Origin of the sequence: Arthrobacter burdickii, from assembly GCF_030433645.1 — a bacterium.
Lineage (GTDB): Bacteria > Actinomycetota > Actinomycetes > Actinomycetales > Micrococcaceae > Arthrobacter_D > Arthrobacter_D burdickii.
In genome coordinates this window covers 2,952,997-2,969,560 of the sequence record NZ_JAROCG010000001.1, presented here as the reverse complement: position 1 = coordinate 2,969,560, position 16,564 = coordinate 2,952,997, and the positions used below count along the sequence as shown (strand labels likewise).

Annotated in this window: 11 protein-coding genes; all 11 read left to right on the top strand. The window is 70.3% G+C overall.

The features are described from left to right. Positions 1 to 95 precede the first annotated feature (95 nt). Positions 96 to 2,072 (top strand): APC family permease, encoded by a 1,977-nt coding sequence (locus P5G52_RS14040; RefSeq protein WP_301228354.1) that lies wholly within the window; start codon positions 96 to 98, stop codon positions 2,070 to 2,072. A 10-nt stretch (positions 2,073 to 2,082) separates the two neighbouring features. Beyond that, positions 2,083 to 3,450, top strand: a complete 1,368-nt coding sequence (locus P5G52_RS14035; protein ID WP_301228352.1) for a class I SAM-dependent RNA methyltransferase — start codon at positions 2,083 to 2,085, stop codon at positions 3,448 to 3,450. A 124-nt stretch (positions 3,451 to 3,574) separates the two neighbouring features. Beyond that, positions 3,575 to 5,548 carry a 1-deoxy-D-xylulose-5-phosphate synthase gene (gene dxs / locus P5G52_RS14030; protein ID WP_301228350.1) on the top strand — a complete coding sequence of 658 codons (1,974 nt, stop codon included), beginning with the start codon at positions 3,575 to 3,577 and terminating at the stop codon, positions 5,546 to 5,548. 490 nt (positions 5,549 to 6,038) lie between these two features. Beyond that, the gene (locus P5G52_RS14025) at positions 6,039 to 9,386 is read left to right on the top strand and encodes a ribonuclease E/G (RefSeq protein ID WP_301228348.1); all 3,348 of its coding nucleotides are present in this window, start codon (positions 6,039 to 6,041) and stop codon (positions 9,384 to 9,386) included. Between the two features lie 233 nt (positions 9,387 to 9,619). Further along, positions 9,620 to 11,176 carry a bifunctional hydroxymethylpyrimidine kinase/phosphomethylpyrimidine kinase gene (thiD, locus tag P5G52_RS14020; RefSeq protein ID WP_301228346.1) on the top strand — a complete coding sequence of 519 codons (1,557 nt, stop codon included), beginning with the start codon at positions 9,620 to 9,622 and terminating at the stop codon, positions 11,174 to 11,176. Positions 11,177 to 11,329: 153 nt separating this feature from the next. Further along, positions 11,330 to 11,638 carry a 50S ribosomal protein L21 gene (rplU, locus tag P5G52_RS14015; protein ID WP_087073581.1) on the top strand — a complete coding sequence of 103 codons (309 nt, stop codon included), beginning with the start codon at positions 11,330 to 11,332 and terminating at the stop codon, positions 11,636 to 11,638. Between the two features lie 57 nt (positions 11,639 to 11,695). Then, on the top strand, positions 11,696 to 11,956 hold the full coding sequence (gene rpmA, locus P5G52_RS14010; RefSeq protein ID WP_087073579.1) for a 50S ribosomal protein L27: 261 nt from the start codon (positions 11,696 to 11,698) through the stop codon (positions 11,954 to 11,956). A 116-nt stretch (positions 11,957 to 12,072) separates the two neighbouring features. After that, positions 12,073 to 13,656, top strand: coding sequence for a GTPase ObgE (gene obgE / locus P5G52_RS14005; protein ID WP_301228344.1), 1,584 nt, complete (start codon positions 12,073 to 12,075; stop codon positions 13,654 to 13,656). 6 nt (positions 13,657 to 13,662) lie between these two features. Further along, positions 13,663 to 14,820, top strand: a complete 1,158-nt coding sequence (gene proB, locus P5G52_RS14000) for a glutamate 5-kinase (RefSeq protein ID WP_301228342.1) — start codon at positions 13,663 to 13,665, stop codon at positions 14,818 to 14,820. A gap of 48 nt (positions 14,821 to 14,868) precedes the next feature. Beyond that, positions 14,869 to 16,203: a glutamate-5-semialdehyde dehydrogenase gene (locus tag P5G52_RS13995; RefSeq protein WP_301228340.1), complete on the top strand. Its 1,335-nt coding sequence runs from the start codon at positions 14,869 to 14,871 to the stop codon at positions 16,201 to 16,203. 110 nt (positions 16,204 to 16,313) lie between these two features. Beyond that, complete coding sequence (locus P5G52_RS13990; RefSeq protein ID WP_301228338.1) at positions 16,314 to 16,547, top strand: hypothetical protein; 234 nt, start codon at positions 16,314 to 16,316, stop codon at positions 16,545 to 16,547. Positions 16,548 to 16,564 lie beyond the last annotated feature (17 nt).

The window sequence follows — 16,564 nt, the reverse complement described above, 5'->3', positions numbered from 1 at the left end:
ACCCCTGATTCCTGCTGTAGATCCTGCTGTCCCGAGCCGTACCAGCATCAAGCCTAGTGGCTGGCGGGAGGCGTGGACGCGCTAGTCTGAGGGCTGTGCTGACTTTTCTCGAGGCCGTCAAGCGGGTGCTGGTGGGCAAGCCCTTCGCCAGCGACAGGCTGAGGAACAGGAGCCTGCAGAAGCGCCTCGCCCTGCCCGTCCTCTCCGCGAGCGCGCTCTCCTCGGTGGCGTACGCCCCGGACGAGATCCTGCTGACCCTCGCCCTGGCGGGAGTGGCGTCCGTCGCGATCTCGCCCTGGGTCGGACTCGCCGTCATCGCCGTGCTCCTCGTCGTCGTCGCGTCCTACCGGCAGGCCGTGCACGCGTACCCGTCCGGCGGCGGCGACTACGAGATCGCCAAGCGGAACATCGGCCCGATCGCAGGCACCACCGTGGCCTCGGCGCTCATGATCGACTACCTTCTCACCGTGGCCGTCTCGGTCTCCGCCGCTGCGCAGTATCTCGTCTCGCTCGCGCCGGCGCTGGAGGACGTGCGCATCGCCCTCGCCGTCGTGGGTGTCGTAGTGCTCGTGCTGCTGAACCTGCGCGGCATCACGCGTGGCGTCCGGGCCCGCGCCGTCGTCACCTACGCCTTCCTCGCCGGGATCCTCGTCCTGTGTGCCACCGGGACCGTCCAGGCCCTCACGGGGACGCTCGCGCAGGCGCCGAGTGCGCAGTTCGAGATCGTCCCGGACGCGGCCCTCGATGCCGGGCTGGTCGGGTTGGCCGGCGCACTCCTCATCCTCCGGGCGTTCTCGGCGGGCGCCGCGGCGCTGACCGGCCTGGAGGGGCCGGCGTCCAATGTGCCGCGCTTCGAGGCACCGCAGGGCCGGAACGCCGCGACGACGCTCCTGATCCTCGGCGTCGTCTCCTCGGCCATGCTCGCTGGCGTTCTCTACCTCGCGAACGCGACCCGTGTGCACGTGGTGCAGGACCCCGCCGCGCAGCTGCTGCTCGATGGTCGCCCCGTCCCCGACGACTACATCCAGGCGCCCGTGGTCAGCCAGCTGGCGAGGACCGTCTTCGACGTCGGCTCTCCCGCGTTCTACCTCGTGGTCGCGGCGACGGCGCTCATGCTGATGCTCGCCGGTCACGCCGCCTTCAACGCGTTCCCCGTGCTCGCATCCATCCTCGCCACCGACGGCTACCTGCCGCGCCAGCTCCGCACCCGCGGAGACCGGCTGACCTTCAGCAACGGGATCCTCGCCCTCGGCCTCGGAGCCGTCGTGCTCATCCTAGTGTTCCGCGCGGACGTCACCGCGCTCGTGCAGCTGTACATCGTGGGGGTCTTCGTGTCCTTCACCGGCGGCCAGCTCGGGCTGATCCGGCACTGGAACCGGATCCTCCACAGCACGGTCGGCAAGCAGGACCGCTGGAGGATCCACAAGTCCCGGGCCATCAACTCGCTCGGCTTCGGCCTCACCGCCGCGGTCCTCGTCGTCATCCTTGTCACGAAGTTCGGGCACGGCGCCTGGATCGCGGTCCTCGCGATGGCGATCCTGTTCGCCGTCATGCGCAGCATCAAGAAGCACTACGACACGGTGGCCGAGGAACTCGCGATCGACGACGCCGTCCGGCTGCGTGCCCTCCCCTCACGCGTGCACGCCGTGATCCTCGTCTCACATGTCCGGAAGCCGGTCCTGAGGGCACTGGCCTTCGCGCGCGCCTCGCGCCCGTCGCGCCTGGATGCCATCACGGTCGACGTCGACCCGGAGCAGACCCGCCAGACGCTCGCGGACTGGGAGAAGCACGAGATCCCGGTGCCGATCACCGTCCTCGCCTCTCCCTACCGCGACACGATCACCCCGATCCTCGAATACATCCGGACGATCCGCAGGGACGCTCCCCGGGACCTCATCGTGGTCTACATCCCCGAGTACGTGGTGGGAAAATGGTGGGAGCAACTGGTCCACAACCAGACCGCCCTCCGCATCAAGACACGCCTGCACTTCGTGCCCGGGGTGATGGTCGCCAGCGTGCCGTGGCAGCTCGCGTCCTCCGACGCGGCCCAGATCTACCAGGACCTGAAGTAGGAAGACACCCATGACCGACGCCGTACCAGCCGCCGCCCCCTCGACCACAGGGGCGGACGGGCCTGCAGCACCCGGCCCCGGCAGCACGGCCGAGCTGACCATCGGACGGCCGGCGCACGGCGGCCACTTCGTCGCCCGGCACGAGGGGCGCGTGGTCTTCGTCCGGCACGCACTGCCGGGCGAGGTGGTCCGGGTGCGCTTCACCGAGACGGACGACGACGCGAGCTTCTGGCGGGCCGACGCCGTCGAGGTGCTGCAGGCCTCGCCGCACCGCGTAACCCACCCGTGGCCCGTCGCCGACGCCCTCAAGGCCGCGGCCAGGGGCCGCGCGACAGTCGGTGGAGCCGAGTTCGGGCACATCGACCTTGCCGAGCAGCGCAGGCTCAAGGCGCAGATCTTCGAGGAGCAGCTGTCCCGCCTGGCGAAGACCGACCGGGCGGTGACCGTCGAAGCCGCGCCCGGTGAGGCGGCGGACGGGCTGGCCTGGCGCACCCGGGCGGCCTTCGCCGTCGACGCCGCCGGGCGCCTCGCGATGCACCTGCACCGCTCGCACGAGGTCGTCCCGGTCCGGGACATGCCGCTGGCCGTCGCGGCGATCAACGACCTCCGACTGTGGACGCTGGAACTCACCGGCATCGAACGGGTCGACGTCGCCGTGCCCTCGGGCGGAGGAGAGCCCCTCGTGCTGCTCGTCCCGGCCGCGGGCACGACGCCGCGCCGCGTCGCATCCGTCGCGTCCTCCATCGACAGCGCCTCGGTGGGCGTGCTCGATGCGGAGTCCGGCCAGGTCCAGCGGCTGAAGGGCCGGACATGGCTCCAGGAGAGCGTTCTCGGCATCGACTACCGCGTGACCGGAGCAGGCTTCTGGCAGATCCACCGGGGCGCGCCGGAGGCCCTGGTCACGGCCGTGCTCGACGGGGTGCAGCCCGCGGCGGGGGAGCGCATCGCGGACCTCTATGCCGGAGTGGGCCTGTTCACCGTGCCGCTCGCACGCGCCGTCGGACCGGACGGCGCGGTGCTGTCGGTGGAGGGTTCACCCGGGACCAGCCGGGACGCCCGGCGCAACCTCCACGGGCAGGACCACGTGTCCATCGTGCAGGGCCGGGTGGACGCCGTGCTCGGCCGATGGACCGAACCGCTCGACGTCGTCCTGCTCGATCCGCCGCGGGCGGGCGCAGGCAGGAAGGTCGTCCGGCAGATCGTGCAGGCCCGTCCCCGCGCCGTCGGCTACGTGTCCTGCGATCCGGCGTCGTTCGCCCGCGACCTCGGCTACTTCCTCGGCGCCGGGTGGTCGCTCGACGCGCTGCGCGTCTTCGACCTGTACCCGCACACGCACCATATGGAGTCCTTCGCGCGGCTCCTGCCGCCTCCGGCCTGAGCGCGCAACGGGTTCGGACTCCGCGGGAGCAAGCTGTCGATGGCACCGCTCCGAATCCCCGACGTTAGAGTTAACGGGATCGAGGGCGACGACCCGCCACACCGAACGAACCGAGGAGGCGCCGATGGGACTCTTGGAGACGATCCACGGCCCACAGGACCTGAGCAAGCTCAGCCATGCGCAGCTGACATCACTCGCGAAGGAGATCCGCGCCTTCCTGGTCAGTAACGTCTCACGCACGGGCGGGCACCTGGGTCCCAATCTCGGGGTGGTCGAGCTGACCCTCGGCATCCATCGCGTCTTCGACTCCCCGCGCGACAGCATCATCTTCGACACCGGCCACCAGTCCTACGTCCACAAGCTCGTCACCGGACGGCAGGACTTCAGCACGCTGCGCCAGCAGGGCGGGCTGTCCGGCTACCCGTCGCGGGCGGAGTCCGTGCACGACGTCGTCGAGAGTTCCCACGCCTCGTCCTCGCTCTCCTGGGCGGACGGCATCTCCCGGGCGCGCGTGCTGGGCGGCGAAGGTGACCGCTACACCGTCGTCCTGGTGGGCGACGGTGCGCTCACCGGGGGCATGGCCTGGGAGGCGCTGAACAACATCGCCGCGGACAAGCGGCGCAGGGTCGTGATCGTGGTCAACGACAACGGCCGCTCGTACGCGCCCACCATCGGCGGCGTCGCCGACTACCTCGCCTCGCTGCGTCCCACCCTCGACTCCGTGCGCACCCATCGCGTCTACGAGCGCACCCTCGACTGGTTCAAGCAGCGCATGCAGACCGGTGGCCCCGTGGGCGAGTTCAGCTACAAGAGCCTCCATGCCATGAAGAAGGGCATCAAGGACTGGTGGGCACCCCAGGGTCTCTTCGAGGACCTCGGCATGAAGTACGTCGGCCCCGTGGACGGCCACGACCAGTCCGCCGTCGAACAGGCGCTCCACCTCGCCAAGAACTACGAGGGCCCCGTGATCGTGCACGCGATCACGGAGAAGGGCCACGGCTACGCGCCCGCCCGTGCGCACGAGGCCGACCAGTTCCACGCCGTCGGCATCATCGACCCGGAGACGGGCGAGCCGGTGGACGCCGCGGGCCAGCAGTCCTGGACGTCCGTGTTCGCCAACGAGATCGCGGACATCGCGGACGAGCGGCCGGACATCGTCGGCATCACCGGGGCCATGCTGATCCCCGTCGGGCTGCACCGCTTCGCCGCACGGCATCCGGAGCGCGTGTTCGACGTCGGCATCGCCGAGCAGCACGCCCTCACGAGCGCCGCCGGCATGGCGTACGGCGGGCTGCACCCCGTCGTCGCCCTCTACGCGACCTTCCTGAACCGCGCGTTCGATCAGCTCCTGATGGACGTCGCCCTGCACAAGGCCGGCGTGACGATCGTCCTCGACCGGTCAGGGGTCACCGGGCCCGACGGCGCGAGCCACCACGGTATGTGGGACCTCGCGATGCTGCAGGCCGTTCCGGGGCTCCATCTCGCTGCGCCGCGCGACGCCACCCGGCTGCGGGAGGAACTGCGGGAAGCCGTCGCCATCTCGGACGCGCCGAGCGTCGTGCGCTACTCCAAGGGCTCCGTCGGGGCGGAGGTCGAGGCCGTCGAACGCCTGCAGGACGGGGTCGACGTCCTCTCCCGCAGGCCCGCCGGCTCACGCTCCAACGACGTCCTGATCATCAGCGTAGGCGCCATGAGCGAGCTGGCACTCGACGTGTCCAACCGGCTCGGCGCGCAGGGCATCAGCTCCACGGTCATCGATCCCCGCTGGCTCCTGCCGGTCCGCCGCTCGGTGATCGACCTCGCCTCCGAGCACCGCATCGTGATCGTCATCGAGGACGGGGTGCGCGCCGGTGGCGTCGGGTCGAGGATCCGGCAGGAGATGCGTTCGGCGGGTGTGGACACCGCCCTCAACGAGGTGGGTCTCCCCGTCGAGTTCCTCGACCACGGCTCACGGAGCCAGGTCCTCGAGCGGGTCGGCCTGACCGCCCAGAAGATCACGCACGACGTCGTTGCACAGGTCCTCGGAACGAAGGTGCCCGTCGCACGGCCCCTCGCCGGCGACCAGGCGCCCGCGACCGGTCAGCTCCCCAAGCTCTAGTCCCGAGCTGCCGTCCCGGGCCGTGGTCCCGAGCTGCCGTCCCGGGCCCTGGTCCCGAGCCTCCGTACCCGGCGGAGGCTCGGGTCCGGGCGCGTCCGGGGGCCTCTCCCGGGCGGGTCAGGTGCGGGTCGGGGGCCCCTTTCGAAGGGTGGTGTGAGACAATGGCGAAGGCTGGCGGGGGAACCACATTCCCACGCCGGTCCAGTGACAGGCTTCCGTTCCGAGAGCGATGCTTCCGTCCTACCGAGTCCGCCCCGTCGGCGGAAGTAGGCGGAATCCGCTGGCGGGACCCACCGTCGACAAGGGCGGCTGAGTTGGAAAAGCGCCACTGGTCTCCGAGTGATTCCGCACCCCAATGACGGTGTGACCCCGGACGACATGACAACGACTTCCGGTCAGCCGCCGGGCGAAGGGCCCGCGGCGGTCCGACATACCGCCCTGGAGGGCGCTGGAATGTGGCCGGTGCCGCAGGGGCTTGGAGCAGGCACCTATGGATCAGTCAGAACAGCTGGGGAACGAACAGAACGTAACGGAAGCATCAGCTGCCGGGCAGGACGCCCCGGAGCAGGCCGCACCGGTGAAGGCGCCGAGGAAGCGCCGCACCGCCAGCGCACCGGCCGGGGCGCCTCCCAAGGTGCCGGAGCCGTCACCCGAGGCGGCAGCGGCCGCCGAGCCCGTCCGCAAGAGGGCCACCCGGGTCCGTAAGCCGGTCGTCGTCACCGACGAGACCGCCGCCGAGGCTCCCACCCCATCCGGGTCCGACGACCTGCCGAAGGACAGCACGGCCGGTTCGCCGACCGCGTCCGACGCCGCGCCCGCCGCGCCCGCCCGCGCTCCCCGCACCCGCCGTCGTGCCGCGACGGCCGAAGCGGGCCCCGCCCGCCCGGTGGAGCAGCCAGCCCCCACGGAGACCACCGCCACCGATGCGCTCGCCCCCGCTACCGCATCCGCTCCGGACGAGGCGGCGTCCGGGACGGCCCCCGCCGAAGCACAGGCAGCACCAGCAGACGGCGCCGGGACTGCGGCCGGCACCGAGGCCGACTCGCCCGCCGAGGAGAAGCCGGCCCGCGCACGCCGTACCACCAGGACCCGCAGCCGCCGGGCCTCCGAGCCCGTGCAGGTCGACGAGCCCGTGCAGGTCGACGAGCCCGTACAGGCAGACGACGCGGAAGCAGCAGACGCGGTCGCAGCGACGACCCCCGCCGCAGGTTCCACCTCAGCTGCGGCCAAGGAGCCCCAGGAATCGCCCGGCGCCACGCCCGAGGACTCGGCGCAGGAGGACGAGCCGGCGGCCGAGAACCGGTTCGACCCCTTCGCCATCCCCGAATCACCGCTGTCCCTGCTCTTCCACGCCCCGGACCTCAGCACCGTCTCCGTGCCGTCCGTCAAGATCACCCCGCCCAGCGAGGAGGACAGCGAAGACGAGGATTCCGAGGAGTCCGGCCGCCGTTCACGCCGCAGCCGCCGCAGCCGGAACCGCACCCGGAGTGACGCCGCCCCGGCCGAGGCCGACACGGACGACGCCGGGACGGAGGACTCCGACGACCGGTCCAGCTCCAACGGACCCGAGGAGGGCGCAGGTGTCACCTCGCGCCGTCGTCGCCGTCGTCGCCGTGGCGACCAGGACCTCGAGCTGACCGGCGGCGAGGACGACGATCCGCCCAACACCGTCACGCGGGTCCGGGCTCCCCGGCAGGCCAGCGAGCCCGTCTCCGACCGCGTGACCAGCGTCCGCGGATCCACGCGCCTCGAGGCCAAGAAGCAGCGCCGTCGTGAGTCCCGCGACACGGGCCGTCGCCGCCAGGTCATCACCGAGGCCGAGTTCCTTGCACGCCGCGAATCCGTGGACCGCCAGATGATCGTGCGACAGCGCGACGACAGGATCCAGATCGGCGTGCTCGAGGACGGCATCCTGGCCGAGCACTTCGTCTCCAAGACGCAGCAGGACTCGCTGATCGGCAACGTGTACATCGGCAAGGTCCAGAACGTGCTGCCGAGCATGGAAGCCGCCTTCGTCGACATCGGACGCGGCCGCAACGCCGTCCTCTACGCAGGCGAGGTCAACTGGGACGCCGCCGGCCTGGACGGCCAGCCGCGCCGCATCGAACTCGCCCTGCAGTCCGGTGATCCCGTCCTGGTCCAGGTCACCAAGGATCCCGTGGGCCACAAGGGTGCGCGGCTCACGAGCCAGATCTCCCTGCCCGGCCGCTACCTCGTGTACGTCCCGGGCGGATCCATGACCGGCATCTCACGCAAACTGCCCGACGTCGAGCGCAACCGCCTCAAGCGCATCCTCAAGGACAGGCTCCCGGAGAACGCCGGCGTGATCGTACGGACAGCGGCCGAAGGCGCCAGCGAGGAAGAGCTGACGCACGACATCAACCGCCTGCGTGCCCAGTGGGAGGAGATCGAGCGCAAGGCCGGCTCCACGAAGACCCTCGCACCCGAGCTGCTGTACGGCGAGCCCGACCTCACCATCAAGGTGGTGCGTGACGTGTTCAACGAGGACTTCTCGAAGCTCGTCGTCTCGGGCGAGGAGGCCTGGGACACCATCGAGGCGTACGTCATGTACGTGGCACCGGACCTCGTCGGCAGGCTCGAGAAGTGGACGAGCGAGGAGGACATCTTCGCCGCCTCACGCATCGACGAGCAGATCTCGAAGGCCCTGGAGCGCAAGGTGTTCCTGCCGTCGGGCGGCTCGCTCGTGATCGACCGCACCGAGGCCATGACCGTGGTCGACGTCAACACGGGCAAGTTCACCGGCAGCGGCGGCAACCTCGAGGAGACCGTCACGAAGAACAACCTCGAGGCGGCCGAGGAGGTCGTGCGCCAGCTGAGGCTCCGCGACATCGGCGGGATCATCGTGATCGACTTCATCGACATGGTGCTCGAGGCGAACCGCGACCTCGTGCTGCGCCGTCTCGTCGAATGCCTCGGCCGTGACAGGACCAAGCACCAGGTCGCCGAGGTGACCTCGCTGGGGCTCGTCCAGATGACCCGCAAGCGCATGGGCACGGGTCTGCTCGAGGTCTTCGGAGAGGACTGCGAGCACTGCGCGGGCCGCGGCGTGGTCACCCACATGGAGCCCGTGGAGCACCGCAGCCACACGGCCGCGCCGGACACCCAGCAGCCGGCGCGCCAGGACAAGGTGTCCCGGAGCGAGCGCAAGCGGAACCGGGGCCGCGGCCAGCAGCAGGACGAGAACGTGGTCCAGCCGGTGGCTCCTGTCGCGGACAGCCCTGATCGCGCGGCGAAGGCGGAGGCCGCGCGCGCCGCCCTTGCCAGCATCGCTGCCGCCACGCACCACCACGAGGAGGAGCACCCGGCAGCGGTCGCCGACATCCAGGTGACGGAGGCGGTCCTGACGATCAACGGTGAGACGGTGACGCTGCCTCGCGCGGACAACCGCCGCCCGGCCGTCCAGGAGAGCCCGGAGGCACCGGCAACCCGCCTGACGCTCGACAGCCTGAGCGAGGCCTTCAACAGGAGGCCCGCGGGTGACGATGCTGCAGTCGGGGGAGCCGACGGATCGCAGGCGCCCGAGGGCGGCAGTGAGGGCGGCAGCGCAGACAGCGCAGACAGTGCGCCGGAGACACCCGTTCACACCGAGGTCCCCGTCGCGGAGGCACCGGCCCGGCGCACCCGCCCGCGCCGTCGTGTCGCCCGCAGCGCGCAGGGCGCAGCGGACACCACGATCGAGACGCAGTCCGCCGAGTCCGCCGCGCAGCCCTCCGGCACGCGGCACGTCGCCAAGGCGCAGGCGCCCGTACGGAGGCCGGAGGCCTCGGCGTCCGAGCCGCTCATCTTCGGCGTAGGGGTACCCGCCTCGGAGCTGTAGCAGCGAGGTGGCCGGTCCGTCCGGCGCACGGAAGGCCGGAGTCCCAGCGGACTCCGGCCTTCCGTGTTCCCGGGGACGACCGGCTGCCTGCGTCCGCCCCTGTCCGGACCTACCGGCTGCGATAGGCTTGACCGCGACACGGGGTGCCCTGCCGGATGCAGGGCTGAGATCAAACCCGTCGAACCTGATCTAGTGGGCGCCTGCGCCCGAGGCCTAGCGGAGGGATGTCACCCATGCGTACTGCGGTCACCACACCCACGTCCGGAATTCCCAACATCCTCAGCATCGCCGGCTCGGATCCGAGCGGTGGAGCCGGGATCCAGGCTGACATCAAGAGCATCAGCGCCAATGGCGGCTACGCGATGGCCGTCGTGACGGCCCTGACGGCGCAGAACACCCGGGGCGTCACCGGCGTGCACACCCCACCTGCGGAGTTCCTCCTGCAGCAGCTCGACGCCGTCGCCGAGGACGTGTCCATCAGTGCCGTGAAGATCGGGATGCTCGGCTCCGCCGACATGGCGCGCTGCGTCGCCCGATGGCTCGACGACGTCCGCCCGCCCGTCGTGGTGCTCGACCCGGTCATGGTGGCCACGAGTGGGGCCCGGCTTCTCGACGACGACGCAGTCCGCGCCGTCATCGACGTCGCCCGTCGCGCATCGCTCGTCACTCCCAATATCGCGGAACTCGCCGTACTCATCGGAGCCGAGCCGGCGACCTCCTGGGCGGAGGCCCTCGCCCAGGGGAGCGCCCTTGCAGCACAACTCGGTACGCGTGTCCTGGTGAAGGGCGGGCACCTGCCGGGGGAGCGGTGTCCCGACGCCCTCATCTCCCCGCAGGGAGGTCCCGAGGGCGCACTGATCCTCGACGGGCGGCGCGTGGCGACGGTGAACACGCACGGCACGGGCTGCTCGCTGTCATCGGCGATCGCCAGCCGGTACGCCGCCACCGCCGACTGGCCCACCGCCGTCCGCGAAGCGAAATCCTGGCTCGAGGGGGCGCTCGAGGCCGCGGATCTCCTGGACGTGGGAGCAGGCAGGGGGCCCGTCCACCACTTCCACTCCGCAGTCGACCCGCGCATGCACCAGCGCTTCACCGACTTCGCCTGGCGGGACACCACGGCGGTCCGGAACGAGATCCTCGCGCTTCCCTTCGTCGCCGGTCTGACTGAGGGGACCCTGCCCGCGGATGATTTCGCGTACTACCTGCAGCAGGACGCGCTCTACCTCCGCGAGTACTCCGGCGTGCTCGCCCGCGCCGCCGCCCTGGCTCCTTCCGAGGACGAGCAGCTGTTCTGGCTGTCGGCGGCGACGTCGTGCCTGCAGACCGAAGCGGAACTGCACCGCACCTGGCTGGCGAGGGAAGCCGGGAAGCGCTTCGGGGAGGGCGAGGCGGGCCCCGTCACGCGGGCGTACTGCGACCACCTCGCGGCGGCCGCCGGACGCGGCTCGTACGCGGAACTCGTGGCCGCCGCGCTGCCGTGCTTCTGGCTCTACGCCACCGTCGGGGACTACGTGCAGGAGCAGGTGGGCGATGGCGTCCCGTCCGGCTCCCACCCCTACGCGGACTGGATCGCCACCTACGCCGATCCTGGCTTCGCCGCAGCCACCGCGCGTGCGCAGCAGATCGCAGACGATGCGCACCGGCGTGCCTCGTCCGCGGAGCGGAACGCGATGCTCACGGCGTTCAGGTGGTCCACCACGTACGAACGGGACTTCTTCGACGCTCCGCGTGTCCACGGCGCTGGGCGGCACAGGCCCGCTGATTTGCAGGAAGATGCTGTTCTGGCGTAATCTAGACCCTCGGTGCACTCGCCTGTTAACCGGCATGTCCGGCAGCAACGGTGCGGGATTTCCGGCACGAAGAGCAACCTCCAGGTTTGCTGCCGAGGTGCACCCAGGTTTTTTCATCAGAAGTCAAGATTGTCGAGAGAAGTGAGTTCCCAAGTGGTGTACGCGATTGTCCGCGCAGGCGGCCGCCAAGAAAAGGTTTCTGTAGGAGACCTCGTTACCCTTGACCGCGTCACCGGTCAGGCAGGAAGCACGTTCAAGCTTCCCGCCCTCCTTCTGGTAGACGGCGCCAAGATCACCTCTGCAGCGGAGGACCTCGCGAAGGTCACCGTCACTGCCGAGATCGTCGAGAATCTTCGTGGACCGAAGATTGTCATCCAGAAGTTCAAGAACAAGACCGGCTACAAGAAGCGCCAGGGTCACCGTTCGGAACTGACCCGCGTCAAAATCACAGGCATCGCGTAGTCCCTTCGGGCTATCGATCGGTCACGTACGAAACTTCAGCGAAGGCAGGCATAACTCATGGCACATAAGAAGGGCGCAAGCTCCACTCGCAACGGCCGCGACTCGAACGCACAGTTCCTCGGCGTCAAGCGCTTCGGCGGCCAGGTCGTCAAGGCCGGCGAGATCATCGTCCGCCAGCGCGGCACCCACTTCCACCCGGGCGCCAATGTCGGCCGCGGCGGCGACGACACCCTGTTCGCACTCGAGGCAGGAGCCGTTGAATTCGGCACCCGTCGCGGACGCAAGGTCGTCAACATCGTAGGTGCGGCAGCAGAGTAAATCTGCCTGCACACGATGCACAAGCATTCGGGTGGGGTGAGCCTCTACGGCTCGCCCCACCTTCTTTTAAGCCGGTTAGACTCGGCACAGTGAAGCATTTGTAGAAGGAGACCAACGTGGCGAGCTTCGTTGACCGCGTAGTCCTGCACGTATCCGGAGGCACCGGTGGCCACGGCTGCGTCTCCGTCCACCGCGAGAAGTTCAAGCCCCTCGGCGGGCCCGACGGCGGCAACGGCGGCGACGGCGGCAACGTCATCCTCCGCGTCGACCACCAGACCACCACCCTCCTCGACTACCACCACGCCCCCCACCGGCATGCCACGAACGGCGGCAACGGCATGGGTGACTGGCGCGGCGGCAAGAGCGGGGAGACCCTGATCCTTCCCGTCCCGGACGGCACCGTCGTCAAGACGAAGGACGGCGAGGTCCTCGCCGACCTCGTCGGCGAGGGAACCGAATTCGTCGCGGCCGCCGGTGGCCAGGGCGGCCTCGGCAACGCCGCACTGTCCTCCCAGAAGCGCAAGGCTCCGGGCTTCGCCCTGCTCGGCATCCCGGGCGACGAGCGGGATGTCGTCCTCGAACTCAAGTCCATCGCGGACATCGCCCTCGTGGGGTTCCCCTCCGCCGGCAAGTCCAGCCTCATCGCCGCGATGTCGGCTGCCCGCCCGAAGATCGCCGACTACCCCTTCACCACCCTCGTGCCGAACCTGGGCGTCGTCGAAGCGGGTTCCACGCGGTTCACCATCGCGGACGTTCCCGGCCTCATCGAGGGTGCGAGCGAGGGCAAGGGCCTCGGCCACCACTTCCTGCGCCACGTGGAGCGCTGTGCCGCCCTCGTGCACGTGCTGGACTGCGCTGCCCTCGAGACCGACCGCGATCCGTTGAAGGACCTCGGCATCATCGAGCGCGAGCTCGAGAAGTACTCGGTCGACATGAGCTACGCCGGACCCGACGGCGACGTCGTCCCCCTGAACGAGCGCCCCCGCCTCGTCGCCCTCAACAAGGTGGACGTGCCGGACGGACGGGACATGGCGGACTTCGTCCGTCCCGAACTCGAAGCGCGCGGCTACCGTGTGTTCGAGGTGTCGGCCTCCAGCCACGAGGGGCTGCGCCAGCTGGGCTTCGCCATGGCGGAGATCGTCGAGAACGCGCGCAAGGCCGTCGCCAGCGCGCCCCCGAAGGTCGCTCCGCCGGTGCTGCGCCCCCGCGGCGTCAACGCCGCACCGTTCCGGATCCGCCTCGAGGAGAAGGACGCCCTGCCCCTCTTCCGCGTGCTCGGCGAGAAGCCGGAGCGCTGGGTCAAGCAGACCGACTTCACGAACGACGAGGCCGTCGGGTACCTCGCGGACCGCCTGGCCAAGGTCGGTGTCGAGGAGGAACTCTTCAAGGTCGGCGCCAAGCCCGGGGACACCGTGGTGATCGGCGAGGGCGACGGCGTCGTGTTCGACTGGGAACCGACGATGATGGGCGGCGCGGAGCTGCTCGCCGGGCCGCGAGGCTCCGACCTGCGCCTGGCGGAGTACGTCCGGCCCACGCGCGAGCAGAAGCGCGAGGAGTACCAGGAGCGCAAGGACGCGAAGGCTGCGGCCCGGGCCGACCTCGAGGCCGACCGCAAGGCCGGCGTCTGGACCGAGTCCGTGCAGAACCGCAAGCAGCCCGCTCCTGCCCAGCAGGAAGCAGACGCCGAGTCCCGGGACTAGGCGCGCGTGGCCCAGGAACAGTCGCAGCATCCGCTGGCGTCCCGTGCCGGCCTGCCCGCCGCGGGAAGGATCGTCGTCAAGGTCGGTTCGTCGTCCCTGACGTCGGTCTCCGGGGGGATCTCGAGTGAGGCCCTCGTCGGACTCGCCGATGTCCTCGCGGAGCGGCGGCTGGCCGGGACGGAGGTGATCCTGGTGTCCTCCGGCGCGATCGCCGCGGGGCTCGCGCCCCTGGGCCTTGCACGGCGGCCTGCGCAGCTGTCCACGCAGCAGGCGGCCGCGAGCGTGGGGCAGGGCCTGCTCATGGCCCAGTACTCGCAGGCCTTCGCCGCCCACGGTGTCACGGTGAGCCAGATCCTGCTGACCGCGGAGGACCTCGTCCGGCGATCCCACTACGCCAACGCCCACCGCGCGATGGAACGGCTCCTGAACTTCGGCGTCGTGCCCATCGTCAACGAGAACGACACGGTCGCCAGCCATGAGATCCGCTTCGGCGACAACGACCGGCTGGCCGCCCTCGTCGCCCACCTCGTCAAGGCGGAGGCACTCGTGCTCCTGTCCGACGTCGACGCCCTCTACGACGGACCGCCGAGCGCGGGGGCGAGCCGGATACCGCTCGTCACCTCACCCGCGGACCTCGAAGGGGTCACGATCGGGCGGGCGGGCAAGGCGGGTGTCGGCACGGGTGGCATGGTCACGAAGGTCGAGGCCGCCACCATCGCGGCGTCCTCCGGAATCCCGGCCCTCGTCACGTCGACGGCGAACGCCGCCGCCGCGCTGCGCGGGGAGGATGTCGGCACCTGGTTCACCGCGACCGGCAAGCGGCAGCCCATCCGCCTGCTCTGGCTTGCGCACCTCGCCCGGGTCCTCGGTACCCTCGTGCTCGACGACGGCGCCGTGCACGCCGTGGGAGAGCGGCGGCGTTCCCTGTTGCCGGCGGGAGTCGTCGGACTGTCGGGCGTCTTCGAGGCGGGCGATCCGGTGCAGCTCGTGAGCGGTGACGGAACCGTCGTGGCGCGGGGTCTCGTCAACTACAGCTCCGCGGAGCTTCCCCGGATGCTCGGACGCTCCACGCATGACCTCGCGGAGGAACTGGGCGCCGAGTACGAGCGCTCGGTGGTGCATGTGAACGACCTCGTGGTGCTGCAGGCCGCCGCAGCGTCATGAAGGACCGCGCCTGAGGCCCGGCGCCCAGCATCTCGCTAGAATGCTGGGATGACCGACCTCAAGGCTGAGACGACCACCGAGACGACTCCTGCCCGGAACGGCGCTGCTCCGGCGTTGTCCCCGGAGCAGCTCACGGAGGCCGTCCACGCGATCACGGACAGGGCGCGCGCCGCGTCCCGCATCCTCGGCAGGGCCAACCGCGCCCGCAAGGACCGCCTGCTCCTCGCCATCGCCGACGCACTGGTGGCCCGGCGCGACGTCGTCCTCGCCGCCAACCGGACCGACGTCGACCGCGGCCGCGCCGCCGGGACCTCCGACTACCTGCTGGACCGCCTGAGCCTCGACTCGGAGCGCGTCGACCGGCTCGCGGAAGCACTGGCGCAACTGGCCGCGCTCCCTGATCCCGTCGGCACCGCCGTGCGTGCCGAGACGCTTCCCAACGGACTCCGGATGCGGCAGGTCCGTGTGCCCCTCGGCGTCGTCGCGGCGATCTACGAGGCGCGCCCGAACGTCACGGTCGATATCGCCGGCCTCGCACTCAAGAGCGGCAACGCCGTCATCCTCCGGGGAGGCAGTGCGGCAGCCGCCACGAACGCCGCCCTCGTAGGCATCATCCGCGACACGCTGGACGCGCACGGACTGCCCGACGACGCCGTCCTCACCATCGACGAGTTCGGCCGGGAGGGTGCCCAGGTGCTCATGGCGGCCCGTGGGCGGATCGACGTCCTGATCCCGCGCGGCGGGCGTGACCTCATCCAGTCCGTCGTGACCACCGCACGGGTTCCCGTGATCGAGACGGGGGAGGGGAACGTGCACATCCTCCTCGACGAGAGCGCCGACGAGGAGATGGCCATCGACATCCTCCTCAACGCCAAGACCCAGCGTCCGAGCGTCTGCAACACGGTGGAGACGCTCCTCGTGCATGCCGACTCCCAGGCTGCCCGCGGTGTCCTCGCGGCGCTCGTCAGGGCCGGTGTGACACTCCACGTCGACGACCGGTCGCGCGCCCTCCTGCCCGAGGGCGCGGACGCGCTGCCCGCCACCGACGACGACTGGGGCCGCGAGTACATGCAGCTCGACCTCGCGGTGCGGACCGTCGACAGCGTCGAGGAGGCGCTTCGGCACATCCGCCGGTGGAGCACCGGCCACAGCGAGGCCATCATCACGAACAGCCTGGCGTCGTCGGAGGAGTTCGTGGCAGGAGTCGACTCCGCCGCCGTCCTGGTGAACGCCTCCACCCGGTTCGTCGACGGCGGCGAACTCGGTCTCGGTGCCGAGGTCGGGATCTCCACGCAGAAGATGCACGCGCGGGGACCGATGGGGCTGGCGGAGCTCACGACGACCAAATGGATCGTGCAGGGTGAGGGGCAGATCCGCCGCTGACCCCGGCCGGCAGGCTGGGAAGCGCGCGTCCCTTTGCGCGTACCATTGGAAGAAATGCCCGCGCCGGGCCGAGACGGACCGGCGGAACCTGACCTGACAGAGGAACCACGATGCTCTACTCCCTCGGCAGCGCGCTGCTGGCGAACGAAGCCCTGGAACACACCGAGCTGCCCATGCCGGCCATCGCGTACGCGCTCATCGCCATGGGAGCCCTGCTCACGCTCATGATCGTGACCCTGTCGTTCTCCAACGTGCGCAACCGCCACGAGGCCGTCGAAGAGCACATCGACCCGCACAAGCAGCACGTCAACAACCACGACCACGGCGAAGCGAACCGACACTAGCAGTACTGGTGGCGGAC

Excerpts from the sequence above, each read along its gene's own strand:
- P5G52_RS14035 (WP_301228352.1), top strand. The coding sequence starts at position 2,083 with ATGACCGACGCCGTACCAGCCGCCGCCCCCTCGACCACAGGGGCGGAC.
- dxs (WP_301228350.1), top strand. The coding sequence starts at position 3,575 with ATGGGACTCTTGGAGACGATCCACGGCCCACAGGACCTGAGCAAGCTC.
- P5G52_RS14025 (WP_301228348.1), top strand. The coding sequence starts at position 6,039 with ATGGATCAGTCAGAACAGCTGGGGAACGAACAGAACGTAACGGAAGCA.
- thiD (WP_301228346.1), top strand. The coding sequence starts at position 9,620 with ATGCGTACTGCGGTCACCACACCCACGTCCGGAATTCCCAACATCCTC.
- rpmA (WP_087073579.1), top strand. The coding sequence starts at position 11,696 with ATGGCACATAAGAAGGGCGCAAGCTCCACTCGCAACGGCCGCGACTCG.
- P5G52_RS13995 (WP_301228340.1), top strand. The coding sequence starts at position 14,869 with ATGACCGACCTCAAGGCTGAGACGACCACCGAGACGACTCCTGCCCGG.
- P5G52_RS13990 (WP_301228338.1), top strand. The coding sequence starts at position 16,314 with ATGCTCTACTCCCTCGGCAGCGCGCTGCTGGCGAACGAAGCCCTGGAA.